This is a genomic window from Flavisolibacter ginsengiterrae DSM 18136 (assembly GCF_059568575.1).
Window position 1 is genome coordinate 90,185 of record NZ_JCANTR010000015.1, and the last position, 15,757, is coordinate 105,941.

General features: G+C 39.9%; 12 protein-coding genes. 10 read left to right on the forward strand and 2 right to left on the reverse strand.

Features of this window, described 5'->3' with window-relative positions; translation table 11 throughout:
- The first annotated feature begins 2 nt into the window (after positions 1-2).
- From BP74_RS15555 to BP74_RS15570, 4 genes are all read left to right on the forward strand, one after another.
- Positions 3-371, forward strand: a complete 369-nt coding sequence (locus tag BP74_RS15555; RefSeq protein ID WP_496375292.1) for a response regulator — start codon at positions 3-5, stop codon at positions 369-371.
- A 9-nt stretch (positions 372-380) separates the two neighbouring features.
- Positions 381-1,193, forward strand: a complete 813-nt coding sequence (locus BP74_RS15560; protein WP_496375294.1) for a CheR family methyltransferase — start codon at positions 381-383, stop codon at positions 1,191-1,193.
- Positions 1,172-1,771, forward strand: a complete 600-nt coding sequence (locus tag BP74_RS15565; protein ID WP_496375296.1) for a chemotaxis protein CheB — start codon at positions 1,172-1,174, stop codon at positions 1,769-1,771. The genes BP74_RS15560 and BP74_RS15565 overlap by 22 nt, the downstream gene beginning before the upstream one ends.
- Positions 1,772-3,599: 1,828 nt before the next feature.
- Positions 3,600-3,797 (forward strand): hypothetical protein, encoded by a 198-nt coding sequence (locus BP74_RS15570; protein WP_496375298.1) that lies wholly within the window; start codon positions 3,600-3,602, stop codon positions 3,795-3,797.
- A 2-nt stretch (positions 3,798-3,799) separates the two neighbouring features.
- Here BP74_RS15570 and BP74_RS15575 read toward each other — a convergent pair whose 3' ends face one another.
- Entirely contained in the window at positions 3,800-4,636 is an 837-nt protein-coding gene (locus BP74_RS15575) for an MBL fold metallo-hydrolase (protein ID WP_496375300.1), read from the reverse strand.
- A 608-nt stretch (positions 4,637-5,244) separates the two neighbouring features.
- Here BP74_RS15575 and BP74_RS15580 point away from each other — a divergent pair.
- The 4 genes from BP74_RS15580 to BP74_RS15595 all read left to right on the forward strand — a co-directional run bounded on the left by BP74_RS15580 (position 5,245) and on the right by BP74_RS15595 (position 11,579).
- Positions 5,245-6,675: a hypothetical protein gene (locus tag BP74_RS15580; protein WP_496375302.1), complete on the forward strand. Its 1,431-nt coding sequence runs from the start codon at positions 5,245-5,247 to the stop codon at positions 6,673-6,675.
- Between the two features lie 161 nt (positions 6,676-6,836).
- Complete coding sequence (locus BP74_RS15585) at positions 6,837-8,489, forward strand: sodium:solute symporter family protein (protein WP_496375304.1); 1,653 nt, start codon at positions 6,837-6,839, stop codon at positions 8,487-8,489.
- 9 nt (positions 8,490-8,498) lie between these two features.
- Complete coding sequence (locus BP74_RS15590) at positions 8,499-8,702, forward strand: hypothetical protein (RefSeq protein ID WP_496375306.1); 204 nt, start codon at positions 8,499-8,501, stop codon at positions 8,700-8,702.
- Between the two features lie 927 nt (positions 8,703-9,629).
- Positions 9,630-11,579, forward strand: a complete 1,950-nt coding sequence (locus BP74_RS15595) for a tetratricopeptide repeat protein (protein WP_496375308.1) — start codon at positions 9,630-9,632, stop codon at positions 11,577-11,579.
- Between the two features lie 172 nt (positions 11,580-11,751).
- Here the strand turns inward: BP74_RS15595 and BP74_RS15600 are convergent, their stop codons facing one another.
- Positions 11,752-12,354, reverse strand: coding sequence for a hypothetical protein (locus BP74_RS15600; protein WP_496375310.1), 603 nt, complete (start codon positions 12,352-12,354; stop codon positions 11,752-11,754).
- A gap of 810 nt (positions 12,355-13,164) precedes the next feature.
- Here BP74_RS15600 and BP74_RS15605 point away from each other — a divergent pair.
- Together BP74_RS15605 and BP74_RS15610 are read left to right on the forward strand one after the other, a co-directional pair.
- On the forward strand, positions 13,165-14,325 hold the full coding sequence (locus BP74_RS15605) for a right-handed parallel beta-helix repeat-containing protein (RefSeq protein ID WP_496375312.1): 1,161 nt from the start codon (positions 13,165-13,167) through the stop codon (positions 14,323-14,325).
- Between the two features lie 718 nt (positions 14,326-15,043).
- On the forward strand, positions 15,044-15,757 hold a 714-nt coding region (locus BP74_RS15610), incomplete at its 3' end, for an immunoglobulin domain-containing protein (protein ID WP_496375314.1).

Here is a 15,757-nt window from a genome sequence, read left to right on the forward strand (position 1 = left end):
GTATGAGTAGTGAAAAAACGATCCTGATCATAGACGATGACAGCCGTAATATTTTTGCCTTATCCGCGGTGTTAAAGGCAAAGGGATATCAGGTGGTGTCTGCGCTTTCTGCGGTGGAAGGCATCACCCGGTTAAAGAACAATAAAAGCATCGCAGTGGTATTGCTCGACATTATGATGCCCGACATGGATGGATACCAGGCAATAGCTGCCATAAGAGCTACAGATGCAATTTCCCGTATCCCCATTATTGCTGTAACTGCACAGGCCATGGTGGGGGATAGGGAGAAATCACTGAACGCGGGTGCTAATGAATATATTTCCAAACCCATTGATGTGGACATGCTTCTTGACCTTTTAGCTAAATATTAAACTGGTATCATGATTAAAGATGCGGAAGTAAATCAATTGCTTGCAGATCTTATGGATCTGTATGGATATGATTTTTCGGATTATTCTAAAGCATCTTTAAAAAGAAGGGTCAATCGCCTGTTCATGCTCGATAAATTCCCATCTTTTGCCGAATTCCGCTTTCGTGTAAAAAACGACGAGGCCTACCTGAAGCGATTTGTTGAGGAGATCACTGTTAATGTTACCGAGATGTTCAGGGACCCCTCATTTTATCGTTACGTAAGAGAAAATGTATTGAAAGTGCTGGCCACGTATCCACTTATACGTATCTGGCATGCCGGCTGCTCCACGGGTGAAGAAGTGTATTCAATGGCCATCCTGTTGCAGGAGGCAAACCTGCTTCATAAATCTCTTTTGTACGCAACCGATCTCAATCCGGATGTATTGGAAAAAGGGCGAAGGGGTATCTATCCCCTGGGCAATATGAAACAATATTCCGAGAATTATATCCTTTCCGGAGGAACAGTTGATTTTTCAACTTATTATACCGCCAAATACGACCATGCCTTGTTCAATAAAGAATTGTCCAGGAAAATGATCTTTGCCACCCATAATCTGGTCTCTGATCGTTCGTTTAATGAATTTCAATTGATCCTTTGCCGTAATGTGCTCATTTATTTTGATAAGGATTTGCAGGATCGTGTCCTGGCTTTATTTGATCAAAGTCTTGACGGCCTTGGTTTTTTGGCACTTGGCTCCAAGGAGACACTTCGTTTTTCTCCTCTTGCAAAAAGATACACTCAATTGGATAAAGAAAAGATATGGCGAAAGACATCAGCCTGAACAAATACCAGTTATTGATCATCGGGGGTTCTGCAGGTAGTCTTGAAGTGATACTGGAGATCCTGCCGGTATTAAGAAGCGATATTGATTATGCCATCGTCCTGGTCATGCATAGAAGGGGTGGTGACTCATTGCTCACAGGTTTACTTTCCGATAGAACCAACTTAGAGGTCAGGGAGGCGGAAGAAAAGGAAGCCATACGCCCGGGCGTCATCTATATTGCACCCGCCGATTATCATCTATTGATAGAACAGGATCAAACCTTTTCGCTGGATTTCTCAGAAAAGATCCATTACAGCCGGCCTGCCATTGATGCCAGTTTTGAAACGGCAGCCGAAGCATTTGGAACTACCCTGGTGGGCATATTATTATCTGGCGCTAATGCCGATGGGGCAGAAGGACTGCTCCGGATAAAAGAGGCCGGGGGAATGACCATAGCGCAGGATCCTGCAGAAGCATCTGTATCCTATATGCCACAACAAGCCATAGAAAATAATGCTGCCAGTCAAATATTGACCACCAGGCAGATCATAGACCTGATGAATGAGTTAAACCATTCCATTAAACCAGTCAAATAGAAAACCTTGCATGCTGATGCCAAAGGCAGTAAATATTTATAGATATAATGATGCTAAATAAAATGCGACCCCTATGGGGTCGAATAAAAAAGAGATGATCTATTTCTATAAGTATATTATTCCTTCGGGATAATAATACCTGAATGCTGATGGTAAGGCATCATAGGTTTATATTTTGAATGATTCGGAATTAACATAAGAACATGATGTGGTCCGATCATGTGGTTACAATTCTATCAGGGAATGGATGAGGAGCCCTGTAGGGTCGGTATTGTAGAAGAAGGAATCATGAATGGGTCACAAAGCCCCAGCGGGGCGACATTTACTTAGCTGTAAATTCCAGGTATTTTCCTCATAGATATGGAAGATAAACCTGTGAATTGTTTTCACATGATTATATAAAATGTCGCCCTTACAGGGCTTTGTTCTTCAAAATACAATGTTGCTACTACCAAAATATCGCCTCTCTGAGGCTTGCGAATTCAGTGCCCAATGGCAGCCTACCTATGCGCCATGGCGTAATCAGTATCGCATAGGAAGCAGCACTTTTCTCAAAGTATCCGATAAGAAGAAAGCCAGGTACTTTCACTTTGCAATCAGATCTTTGATATTTATCTAACGAAACCCAAAAACACTTCAAAATTTCAGACTGGTACAGTGCCTCATTGCGGAAATTCGATTACTGAAACCTTTTAGGTGGAAGCCCACCGTCCGCAATTCAGCACCTTCAATCTCTTCGCATATCACGTGATCGAACTTTCTGTATCTAACTATATGAGATGAAGTAAACACTGTCAGGAAAAGACTGTAATTCAAATGTATCAAGCTATATATTGTAAAGATTGTTGTGCGTTGACCCCCTTGCGCTTGCGGAGCAATAGCGTCAAGGTGCCCTTTTCTTTGGTTACTTTCTTTTGGGCAGCAAAAGAAAGTGACTCGCCAAAGGCACCAATCATAAAAAATAAAAACACGCTAAATCCTAACCAATCCCTTAACTAAGTAAAAACGACTTCAATATTAAAGGCAGCCTGCCTGTGCATTCTTGCTTAACAAGTTTCGCAGAGATCCTTTAGGTTAATATTAGTTCATAGACATAATAGAATAGCAGAGAGAAGAGGGCAAGACTCTATACAATTGCCATCATTCCTGAAACAATTGGAGAGCCCTGTAGGGGCAGTATTATGGTAGAAGAAGGAATCATGAATGGGTCACAAAGCCCCAGAGGGACGACATTTCTTAGCTGTAAATTCCAGGTATTTTCTCATAAGTATGGAAGATAAACCTGTGAATTGTTTTCACATGATTATATAAAATGTCGCCCTTACAGGGCTTTGTTCTTCAAAATATAATGTTTCTGCTACCAAAATATCGCCTCTCTGAGGCTTGGTCCGGGAATATCTTCTTCTTTGCTATCAAAAATATATGCTGCTTTATATTGTTAATGACTAAACACTGTATATAATATTATGCTGCCGGAATAAAGGTGTCAACACGATAGGATGGTGTTGAATATTAAAGAGACAACCCTATTTCTATAATCATGTTATTCAGGGATAAAAATTCCTGAAAGCTGATGCCAAAGGCATCACATATTTATAGAAAGAAGAAAGCCATTTCAGTATGCGACCCCGATTGGGTCGAATAAACATCGACTTCTATTTATAACTATAGACATGCAATGCTTTCCGTATTGAAGACCTGGTGTTGATGTTAACAAAGACAGCAACTGTTTAGTTGATGAAGGATTTAAAACCAGATGCCATACATGGATTTACCTATTGCATAATAACCGGAAATACAGTTTATTTGTTCTTCCATATCCTATCTTATGCAATTAATGATGTTTTTAGGTAACGACATGATTGATTCCATACCTGTTCAATTGGATCAATTATCCTTGCCCGGGTACCTGGGAAGGTTCAAGCGGGTGTTAAAAGAGAAACATGCTGTTCTTATTCGGGAATCTCAATCGCCCCCGGAATTTTTGGTGGTAGATCCATCCCCCGTTAAGAAACAAACCAATTAAATTCAGGCAAAAGCAAATTCCAGTTGAGGGAAAGGCATGCCTTGCGGTAATGTAGCTGCTGGTTTTTCGGTTTTGTGCCGAATAGCGTAAACGCTGGTTTCTTCATACCGCGAAGCAACGATGATCCTTACCCCTGCGGCGTGAGCATTAAACAGGTCATTGACCAGCTTAGGGCAATTATTGTTTTTAGATATATGGGAAAGCACCAGGTGACTCATGTATGCAGGGCGATAAGCAGTAAACAATTCCAGGGCCTGTTTATTGGATAAATGACCTTTTTCTCCCCTGATGCGGTGCTTTAGGTAATAAGGGTAACCGCCTGTGTCCAGCATATGGTCATCATAATTAGCCTCCAGGAATGCGGCATGGCATTGCCTGAAATGGTGGATCAGCTGGGGGCAGGTAGTACCCAGATCGGTGAATACGCCCACATTCAATCCATTACCACTGACCAGGAAGCTATAAGGGTCAGCTGCATCATGCCATTTAGGAAAAGCAGTTATGGTGAGACCGCCAATGGAAACGACACCCGACGGTCGAAAATCCTTTATGAGTTCTTTTTCCAGGAAAAGGCGCCCATTTCTTAGCGTGTCCGGGGTAATGTAAACAGGGATCCTGTATTTTTTCGAGAGGTTGGCCACACCCTTGATATGATCGGTATGTTCGTGGGAGATGAACAGGGCTTTTACCTTTTGCATGCTAAGCTGCAGCCTGGCCATACGCCTTTCAATTTCCTTACAGGTAATACCTGCATCAACCAAAACAGCTTCGTGTTGATTCCCCACATAATAGCAATTGCCATTACTTCCTGACGCCAGCGCTGAAATGAATAAAGACATGGATGAGCAAAGAAAACGATTACTATGTAATTTTTAATATTTAAGATATAATATTTGGGGAACTACACCCAGCAATCACTTTGTGTTCCTTCGCGTCTTTCCGCCTTTGTTGCCTCTCTTCCTTCATCATTCGATATTCCTTGTTCTATTGTTCAATATTCCCATTCTCTGTGCATCTCCGTGCCGTTTTGTCCCTGTGGTTCCTCTTTCCTTGAAAGCCTGCGCAGCAATACCTTGTATTCCTTCGCGTATTTCCGCCTTTGTGGCCTCTCTTCCTTCTTCATTCGATATTCCTTGTTCTATTGTTCGATATTCGCTTTCCTGTGCCTCTCCGTGCCGTCATGCCTCCGTGGTTCAATTGACTCCTGACTGCCGACTATCGACTCCCGACTCCATTCTCCGTTATAATACCTACGGTCCCAGGTGTTTTCACGGTTGTTAGCCGTAAGCAGCTTCAATAGCTTTGTACCAGGTTTTTTCATAGGATATTGGACTTTAAACCACTTCGGGGCAGAATTTTTATTCTAGCCCCTTTTTTTGCCCTATCCTCAAATAAATTTGACTGCCAACCTTTTTCCCTTGGATTTAATCCTTATTTTATTCCATAATTGTCAACCACTATCTTGCTGACCAGGATGCGCTTTCAAAAAACAATATGGCCCTTTCTTGTTTTTCTTGTCATACCCTGGCAGTTAAAAGCCCAGGATATAACAGGCCTTTGGACCGGTTACCTGGAAAGCTCCGGTTCTCGGATACCCTACGAAGTGGTGATCAGTACTAACGGGGATAAATGGAATGGATATGCCCTTACTGCCTTTACATTCAACGAAACGGAAAACATCGGTATCAAAACCATAGAGCTTAAAGAGAAAAAAGGTGCTTTATCTCTGGAAGATCATGACCTCGTCTTTGATAATTACAAAACACCTCCACGGCGCATTAAAATGATTGCAAGCCTGGTTGCCAGGGGAAGAGACAGCAATATGGTCCTGGAGGGAAGCTTTTTTACCCGCTCACTGGATTTCCGTTCGCAGGACAAGGCTGCATTTACTGGAATTATTCATTTGAAAAAGCGAAACAACAATGAGGTGACCAGGCTAACCTCCAAGCTGGATGAAATGAATTTGTTAGCCTCCCTTTCTTTTGCCACTTCCCAGCCTCCAAAAGGATCCATTGCCTCCTCAAAATCCACTGAGGCTAATAATTCAAGCAACCCTGGACAAAAGGAAATGGCTAAATCAACTCCAACACCAACTGCGACTGCCCCGGAAATCAATGAAAAGGAATCTATAGCTGTTGCCAAAAACCCTGCGGTGCCTCAACAGGATACATCTGTAAACATTGAAGAAACATTGCCGGAACAAAAGGAAAAATCTGCAATAGTGAAAGGCCAACCAGCCGCACAACCCAGGGATAAATGGAAACCTTCCAATAACAGCCCAACAGAAAAAAAATTGGTTAAGACATTACCAACTGTGAAGGTAGAAGATAAACCTTTAGCCATTATCAATAAACCCGTGCCTGCTCAAAAGCAACCAGAAGCAAATGTCGTTGCACCTCCTGCTACTGCAATGAATACAAAAGATGCTACCGGCAAAGACCAACCTTCACAAAAGGTGTTGGTAAAAGAAATTCCCGCAACCATCAAAAAGCCTGGAGTTGTACTGGTGCCACCACCTGCAGCTGCCCTGGCCAACAGGAAGACAGAGGTGATACAAAATATTTTCTTTTCATCCGATAGCCTGTTATTAAGCATCTATGATAACGGTACGATTGATGGCGATACCGTGAGCGTGGTGCTCAATGGGCGGGTGATCCTGGCCCGCAAAGGACTTACGGCCAATGCCATACGTGCAACCATCCCCGTTACACCAGACATGGGCGACTCGCTGCAACTGGTGATGTATGCAGAGAACCTGGGTTCAATACCTCCCAATACAGGGTTGCTGATCATCCAGGATGGAGATCAACGGTATGATGTCCGCTTCGCAGGGGATATGAAAAAAAGTTCAGCAGTCATCCTGCGCAGGCGCCGGTAATTTCCTGACCAGTGTAGTTACTGTTCCTGATTTTTGTTAGCTCCCTTTATTGCAGCTATGTAATAATATTGGCAAGTTTTTGTTTTCAAGACAAAAACAGGTCGATGCTATCAGCATTCTTATGAAAATCACTTATCATTACAAACAATTTTTAAAACCGCATGTCCTTACATCTTATTGATTACGCGATCATTGTATTGTATTTTCTTTTTGTCATCGGGATTGGTTTCTTGCTCAAGCGAAGAATGAAGACGAGCAATGACTTCCTTATGAGTAACAGGAGCATTCCACTTTGGATCACATCTTTAGCTTTTATCTCTGCCAACCTAGGTGCACAGGAAGTGTTGGGTATGGCAGCCAGTGGTGCTAAATACGGCTTATACACAGCGCATTTTTACTGGCTGGGTGCAGCCTTTGCCATGGTATTTCTTGGCATTTATATGATGCCTTTTTATTACGGCAGCAAGGCACGCAGTGTGCCGGAATATTTAAAGCTACGCTTTGATGAAAAGACAAGAACCTTCAATGCATTGACGTTTGCTGTCATGACGGTCTTTTCTTCTGGCATTTCATTATATGCCCTGGCCATGCTGATGCAGGCTTTCCTGGGTTGGGATTTTGATGTGTGCATCTGGGTGGCCGCGGGTATTGTGTTGATCTATACTTATCTCGGCGGATTGACCAGTGCTGTATACAATGAAGTGCTGCAGTTCTTTCTGATCGTGCTGGGTATAGCACCGTTAGTGTATATAGGGCTTCAAAAAGCAGGTGGACTGCAGGGCCTTATACATAATGTGGATAATGCTAAGCTGCATTTATGGAAAGGCATGGGTAGTGCTTCCACCAATCCAATGGGGGTTGATGCCTTTAGTCTTGTATTCGGACTGGGCTTTGTATTGGCCTTTGGTTACTGGTGTACAGATTTTCTCGTAGTACAGCGTGCCATGATCTCCCGAAATTTAAACTCTGCACGCCGTACACCAATCATTGCGGCTATGCCCAAGATCATTATGCCTGCAGTGGTTATACTTCCTGGTATTATTATCCTGGCCTTACAAAACCAGTTTACAGGTTTTGAATTGCCTAAAAATCCCAGTGGTGACATTGATTATAACATGACATTGCCGCTGTTGTTGTCAAAATTGTATCCCAGTGGAATATTGGGTGTTGGCATTACCGCGCTGATCGCCTCCTTCATGTCAGGCATGGCGGGAAATGTGACAGCCTTCAATACCGTGTGGACCTATGATATTTACCAGTCGCACATTAAAAAAAACGCTTCTGAAAAACATTACCTGAATGTGGGAAAAGCCAGCACCGTTGCCGGCATCCTTATCTCTATTGCCACTGCCTATGTAGCCCGTGGATTCAATAGTATCATGGACCTGCTGCAACTGGTGTTTTCATTTGTGAATGCACCCTTATTTGCCACCTTCTTTTTAGGCATGTTTTGGAAACGTACAACATCAAACGGCGCATTCTGGGGATTGCTTTGTGGTACAGCTTCGGCTGCGATTACACATGGATTGACAATGGCAGAAGGTAAGGGCGGATGGTTAGGTAATGTGCACGAATTTTACTCCGGGACCAGCCAGGCGTTTACCATCGCCGGTATCGCATTTATTGTTTGCCTGGTGATGACAGCGCTGATCAGTTTACTTACCAAGCCAAAGGCGGAAGCTGAATTAATTGGCCTGGTTTACAGCCTTACACCCAGGCAAAGAGATGCTGCCAAGGTTTGGTATAAAAATCCATTGTGGCTCGGTGTCATTGTGGTGATCATTACCGTGGTATTTAATATTATCTTCTATTAAAAACTTGTTATGAATAAATTATTTGACCTGCGGTTTGTTATTGGTGCCTTCTTCTCCATTGCGGGCATTTTGTTACTGGTTTATGCTCTCGTTACAACAGAAACCGGGCAGGAGATTAACGGATGGTGCGGGGGCGTATTTCTGGCTTTCGGGTTGCTGATGATCTTTTTGTCGCTGCAAAAGGACGCCCAGGATGAGTTGTTGGAAGAATAGGTGAACGTACTGGTTTACAATGATTTAATTATTTAAATAATATTCCGTCAGATTGTTATAAAATATAAGTAAATTTAAACTGCAGTTTTCTCATATAAGCAGTTTAGTTTTCAGAGCCCCTGTTTGCGCAGGGGTTCTGACATTTAATAGTTTATAGTTTGAAGTTGTAGTTCATTAGTTGGAAGACAATTTTTAAAAATGTTATATCCCTAGACAGAAAGGCGCTATTGCTATTGTGTTATTTATAATTGGAAAGTGTAAAATAGAATGTGATAGACCGTGTCATTAAACAGAGTAGAGTTCTAACTTAACTATTTAAGCATTTTACCTGCCACTTGCATTGGCATATATAGTAGCAAAAACAATTGGTTTAGGATGGCATCTTCTTGTAAATGCTTTTTTTGCTTTTTTTCTATTCAGAACCTATATTATTTCTATAGAGCATTTAATAAAACATATATTCTATTTCATGGGTAGAAAGATTTTAATGAACAAGTTTCTAATTGTAAAGTATTTCCCGCTTTAGAAAGGACATTTATAATTAGCCAATGCAAAAGCCCCAGAAACATTTAGCTTTTCTCAGGCTAGAGAATTTCGCGAAATAACACTTTCACTTACTAAATAATTGCATAAGAAAAAAGTTACCTTTTTAAATCCTTCATATCTGAATAGTATTTTTAATAAATGTATTTAATTGTAGTTAAGTGAAAGTCCTTTGAAAATATATTCTATAATGTTATTAACTGCGATTTAATTTGTTCTTTGCGTAATGGTACAGCGGTTATATTCAACAATTATTGTAACAATATTTATCTTATAAAATATTGCAATATTTAAAATTCAATTTTAGTTTCGTATTTGGATTATAAGATATAAAATTATTGATAAAGAGGATTTATCAATAGCCATCTATTAATAGATTATTTGATGAAAAAGAAACAAATAAGGAAAAGCTCAGTACCTATCAAAAAATCTAATCAAAAGCCAATAATAGAAAATATTGAAGGCTTAAGATCAAAAAAAATGCAAACTTATTTGGGTCTTATTATTGCAATTTTTGCATTCCTATTATATGCCCAAACCCTAAGTCATGAATATACGTTAGATGATCATAATGTGGTGGATAAAAATAGGGTTACAACAATGGGTATCGCTGGAATACCTACTATATTGAAAACAGATTATTGGTATGGTTCTGGAAAGGATGACTTAAGAGGTCCAATATATCGACCTACATCTTTAATAGTATACGCTTTGATTTGGGAAATTTCTCCGAATAATCCGCACACCTATCATTTAATCAATGTGATTTTATATGCTCTAACTGGTTTTGTTTTATTTATTTTATTATGTAAAATATTTAATACCTACAATGAAATAGTTCCTTTTTTATGTACTTTTCTTTATATAGCTCATCCCTTACATACTGAAGTAGTAAATAATATTAAAAGCCTTGACGAAATTCTTTGTTTCTTATTTGCAGTTTGTTCAATATTATTTCTATGGAAATTTATTTATACAAAATCAAAGATTTCATTTCTTTTGGGTGGACTTTTTTATTTTCTCACTTTAACATCAAAAGAAACAGGTATAGCATTTTTAGTTATCATCCCACTCATAATTTACTTTTTCAGTGATTGTTTCAAGAAAAAAATTATAATTCCGATTTCAATTTTGTTGGTGATTATAACCACCTTCTGGTTAGTTTTAAGAGCAATTGTATTTACAGACTTGCATCAAAATATTATAACACAAACATCTGCATTAAATAATACTTTGTATGCTGCACCCAATATTTCTAGCAAGTATGCAACTGCATTTTATATATTAATCCGATATGTTGGATTGTTAATATTTCCCCATCCTTTAACCTGCGATTATAATTATGCTCAAATAGAAATTAAGACATTTAATGATCCTCTGGCGTTAATCGGCTTCCTTTTCTATTTTATGATTTTCTGTTTTTCTATTTTTTATTTTAAAAAGAGAAGTATTATTTCTTTTGGTATTTTATTTTATTTAATTAGTCTGTCTCCAGTGTCAAATATTTTTTTTCTTGGAGGATCTTCAATGGCAGAAAGGTTTATGTATATTCCCTCCTTCGGTTTTTGTATTATTTTCACTTATTTTTTATTAAAATTATTTAGTCCAGATGCTTTAAGAAATGGAAGCAAAAGTGTTTTAAATTTTCATTCAAAAAATAAAGCAATAGTATTCGTAATAAGTGGCGTTGTAATACTGTATTCAATTAAAATTTTCGATCGGAATCAAGATTGGAAAAATACTTTAACTATTTACAGTCACGACATTCATATTTCAAAAAATAGTGCTACTGCAAATGAATTATTGGGTAACTCTTTAGTTCTGCAAACTGCTTATATTTCCAATAAGAAAGATAAAGCTGACACTTTCAATTTAGCTAAAGTTTATTTAAAAAAAGCAATTGAAATTGCTCCAGCTTTTTATAATGCTTCATCGAATTTGGGATATATCTATTTAGTTGAAAATAAACCAGATTCAGCTTTCCTATACTTAAGTCAAGGGAAAAAATATGGACCTGATGATGAAGAATTAAATTATTATTTGGGGTCATCACTTTTTTTATTGAAAAAATTTGATGATGCTGTTAATGTATTAAAACATACTGTTTCTTTAAACCCTAATAATGAGACCGCCTATTCTATGCTTGCTTCTTCATATTTAAGCAAAGGTGAAGTGGAAAATGCAATGTTATATTTCAATAAAGTAATTGAATTAAATCCCCAAAGTGCAGTGGCTTATTATAATTTGGCGCAAATATATAAGGCCCGTGGTGATATTGAAAAGTCAAAACAATATATTGATAAAGCAATATTATTAGGTTATAAGTTGAAATAAATATGAACATTTTTTACTCTTAAGCTATTGAAAGGTGGCTCTCCTGGCATTTAAGAATGGCTTGATTACCAAAGAGTGATAAATACCCTATGAAAAATAAGCCAATGGTTGGAAAAATGGTCTGTGTAATTTTGGTATGGACATCCTATCTAACAATAAACCGAAACTGCTTCTATGCTACATGCTTAAGCAAAAACAGTGGTACCTGGTAATCAGCTGGAAAGTCTCCCTGAAACCTGATGGTCCAGTCATAATCATCCATGTACAATTGTAAGTACTCGGTGTCTTCTGCACTAAGGGGTGCTTTCACTGTAATCTCCAGCTTGTTCTTCATCTTCTTTACCTTCTCCCGCTTTGGCTCTTTGAGCCTTCCTGCCAGCTCCTGTTCAAAGGAAGAGAGAAGAAACGTAAACTGCTCATTGGTTAAAGAAGTACGCTTTTGCTCAGTAAGGAAGGTATGCAGGGCTGTGAATACCCCTGGTTTATCCATTCCCTGCTTTAAACAAACAATGGCTATGGTCCTTACCTGTTTAAACAACTGCCTGTACCTTCTTTTAACCGGTACAAAGCGGTAGAGGATCGAAGAGATGATATTGCCTGTACCAAACCTCTCAGCGCTTCTCCTACTTCCTTCAAAGGCAGGATCCTTCCAGAAGCGCTTACTGCTTACCCCCGGAAGCATTCTTACCAAAAATCCCCATTCCACATCCTTATAAAAGTTGGTGTCACCATCCACGGTGCCTGTTGCTGTAACGTATCCTACTTGCCTGGCCATAACTGGTATTAGATTTTAATAGCTGCAAGTTTTTGAAAATCCCTCTCAGTTCAAAACCCCTATGTCCGTTTTGGCCGTTTTTGACCGATTTGACCGGTAATGTCCGCTTTTGACCGATTTGACCGTTTTTGTCCGTTTTCCTCTCTAACCAATTGATCCTTACTCCTTTTCCCCTCATTGAACATTGAACATTGAGCATTGCTCATTGATCATTATTCCTCTTTCAACCTATGCCAGGACAGCTATAAACAATGCCTCTCCAATCTAACTCCACTTCACCATTCGAAATTCCTTGTTCTATTGTTCGATATTCCCCTCCTTCTCCCTATCTACAGTATACCAGCGCCCTACCTGCAGTATAGCTACGGTATAGATACTGCGTGATCACCACGCAGTATCTATACCGTAGGTAGGGAGTAGATAGGGGGCAGCTATACTTCAGACCTGGAGTAGGAAGGCCTCAGGTAGTTTAGTAATAGCTATGAGACTTAAATATGGCTGATGCTATCGAAATTTTTATTTCATAGTAGAAATACGAATTTCATGCACTCCTCATGCACCAGGTATGCCGTTGGTATGCCTTTACTATGCCTGGACTATGCAGCTTTTATAACTTTACAACTATTGTAAGCAATTAATAATTGCTTTGGCAGGAATAGAGTCTAAGGAAAATTACTTAGTAAATTATCGCATATGCATCCTGGTAGAATTACAGGATGCTATATAGTTTCACTTATTGACAAATAAAATCCCGCTGGTTATTGCAATCTCCATTTCTATTGTTGTATTTTACCCGCAGAAGCCAAATCCATGAAAAGCGGTCTTACACGTTTTTTGTTTTTTAACCTGCTCCTTATCGTTAGCTCCTCCATTTTTGCAAGAGAGCTAAGGGTCTGCACTTCGGGCTGTTCTTATTCTACTATCCAGCAAGCCATAAATGCCGCCAATAAGGGCGACACCATCTTACTCAATGTGGAGGGAACATTTACTGAAAACAATATTGCTGTTTCCAAAGACCTGTTGATCCGTGGTCTGGGACAGGCAGTGACCATTTTACAGGCACATGCCGAAAGAGGTCAGGCTAAGCACCGGCTTTTCTATATTACAGGAGGCGCCAAAGTAGTTTTAGAATACCTCACCATACAGCATGGAGTGGAAAAAGCAGATCCAACTCCCTGGAAGGGAAACGGGGGAGGAATTTTGGTTGATGGTTCCCATACATCATTGACATTGAATTACGTTTCACTGAAGCATTGTGATGCTGAGCTTCCGGGAGCTTCCGGCGGGGCTATAGCTTTATTGGGATCGGAAACCACACTTTCACTTAATAATTCCCTGCTGGAAAATAATATCGCTAATAATGGAAGCGGCGGAGGTATTTACCTGGCCAATAAGGGTGGAGATTGTTTTACCAGGAATTCAGGGTTTGATAATAATGTAGCCGCCAATGGCAACGGGGGCGCTCTTTATATGGAAGGTCCGGGTACCAGCACGTTTATCTCCTGCAGTTTTACCGGCAACCAATCATTGAACCAGCACAATGGGGGCGCCGTTTTCATATCCGGCTCTGTACCTACTTTTAATAACTGCCTTTTTTTGCGCAACAGTGCCGATAAGGATGGGGGCGCCCTGGAAATTGATGGCGCAGATATAGCCAACTGCACTTTTTATTTTAATACGGCCCTAAATGGAGGTGCTATCAGCCAGGAAGCAGAAAAGGAAAACAGGGAATTATATCTTTCCAACTGCACCTTGCTGAACAATGCTGCCACAGGCTTTGGATCTTCAGGGGCAGGCTTGCATACCAGTTCCGCATCCGCCCAGGTTTATATGATCAATACGGTCATTGATAAAAGCACTTCCGGTGCCGACCTGTACCTGTTTGCCGCCTCCAGCCTAACCACCAATGAAAAGAACCATATAGGGAAAGCCAGTTTTGCCAATGGGTCAATAAGATTTGGTACGAATTGATCTTTCACATGAATTTGTTTTGAATTTCAGCATCCTTATTTATGTTTTTCGGATAAGCATAAACACTTAAGTTGGGTTTAGTATACTCCATTATAGCTATGATGTAGCTAAAAAACCAGCCACTTGTTGAATGTTGGATTAGAGTCACCTTCAACTTAGGCTAATAAACAATTATTTAGTATATTGTAAGTAATTGATGTCTAAATATTTATGACCTTTATTGCAGAGTTGTAAAAAGAGCTGTAAATATTAGGAATCAACGAAATAAATTTCGTTATTTGTCCCTGCATCCATGATGTCCTTTTGAAAATCTTCCTTATAAAAATTTCCGTTATCCTTCCTGGAAAATCATGGAAAGGTTTTACACGACAGATGCTTCTCCTGAATACTAAAAAGGTATAAAGTTTCATACTTCAACTGCCAATCCTTTTTAAACCATTTCGAGTTGTTCCAATTATTGATTTTTAAAACCTGCTGATCACAGATCAGCCAGAATTAATTACGCCAAAACAATCCTACAGAACGACTGAAGATTCCTTATTCCTGTGCAAAGTATATCTCTATTTTAAACAGTTTTAACCGACTTATAAACGCCACCAGTTTATCAAACCCCATGAAGCGCGGGCCGGAAGGAATATATGAGCTAAGCCAGTACCGCTGTGAAAGAGTTGTGTCTTCACGGATGTTTCTCTTATTGGTTTTCCCAATAGTTTGTTTCTTGTTTTCAAATAATTTGTTTTCCCAGCAACCAGGTCTTAGAAATATTAATGCCAGTTTTATATATAGTACTTTAGGTAGGTATAATATAAATTTTAAAACGCTTGGAAATACAGCTTTTTTACTTTCATCAAAAGCCGATAAAGCGGTTGCAGATCCACCATGTAATATTACAGGCTCAAATATTATTTGTGAAGGTGAAACAACTTCTTTTACTGCCGAATTAGTTACCGGTGCAACGTACAGTTGGACAGGCCCGGGAGGATTTACAAGTTCTGGTCAAAGTACAGGACCAATTAATCTTGCAGGTACTTATACTGTAGTTGTGACAGATGCCACTGGAAGTAGCAACTGTTCAAGAGACCTTATTGTGAATCCTACACCTCCTACACCCACTATCAGTGCAAGCAGTCCTCTTACATTTTGTGCAGGTGGGAGTGTAACACTTACTTCTTCTGCGGGTTCGGGTAACCAGTGGTACAACAATGGTACGTTGATCAGTGGTGCTACCAATACAACCTATTCAGCCAATGCAAGTGGTACTTATACTGTTGTTACCACCAGTGCTTCGGGATGTCCATCAGCAGCATCTGCCGGTACTACCGTGGTGGTGAACCCCACACCAGCCACACCCACTATCAGTGCAGGCGGTCCTCTTACATTTTGTGCAGGTGGGAGTGTAACACTTACTTCTTCTGCGGGTTCGGGTAACCAG

Excerpts from the sequence above, each read along its gene's own strand:
- BP74_RS15555 (WP_496375292.1), top strand. The coding sequence starts at position 3 with ATGAGTAGTGAAAAAACGATCCTGATCATAGACGATGACAGCCGTAAT.
- BP74_RS15560 (WP_496375294.1), top strand. The coding sequence starts at position 381 with ATGATTAAAGATGCGGAAGTAAATCAATTGCTTGCAGATCTTATGGAT.
- BP74_RS15565 (WP_496375296.1), top strand. The coding sequence starts at position 1,172 with ATGGCGAAAGACATCAGCCTGAACAAATACCAGTTATTGATCATCGGG.
- BP74_RS15570 (WP_496375298.1), top strand. The coding sequence starts at position 3,600 with ATGCAATTAATGATGTTTTTAGGTAACGACATGATTGATTCCATACCT.
- BP74_RS15575 (WP_496375300.1), bottom strand. The coding sequence starts at position 4,636 with ATGTCTTTATTCATTTCAGCGCTGGCGTCAGGAAGTAATGGCAATTGC.
- BP74_RS15585 (WP_496375304.1), top strand. The coding sequence starts at position 6,837 with ATGTCCTTACATCTTATTGATTACGCGATCATTGTATTGTATTTTCTT.
- BP74_RS15590 (WP_496375306.1), top strand. The coding sequence starts at position 8,499 with ATGAATAAATTATTTGACCTGCGGTTTGTTATTGGTGCCTTCTTCTCC.
- BP74_RS15595 (WP_496375308.1), top strand. The coding sequence starts at position 9,630 with ATGAAAAAGAAACAAATAAGGAAAAGCTCAGTACCTATCAAAAAATCT.
- BP74_RS15600 (WP_496375310.1), bottom strand. The coding sequence starts at position 12,354 with ATGGCCAGGCAAGTAGGATACGTTACAGCAACAGGCACCGTGGATGGT.
- BP74_RS15605 (WP_496375312.1), top strand. The coding sequence starts at position 13,165 with ATGAAAAGCGGTCTTACACGTTTTTTGTTTTTTAACCTGCTCCTTATC.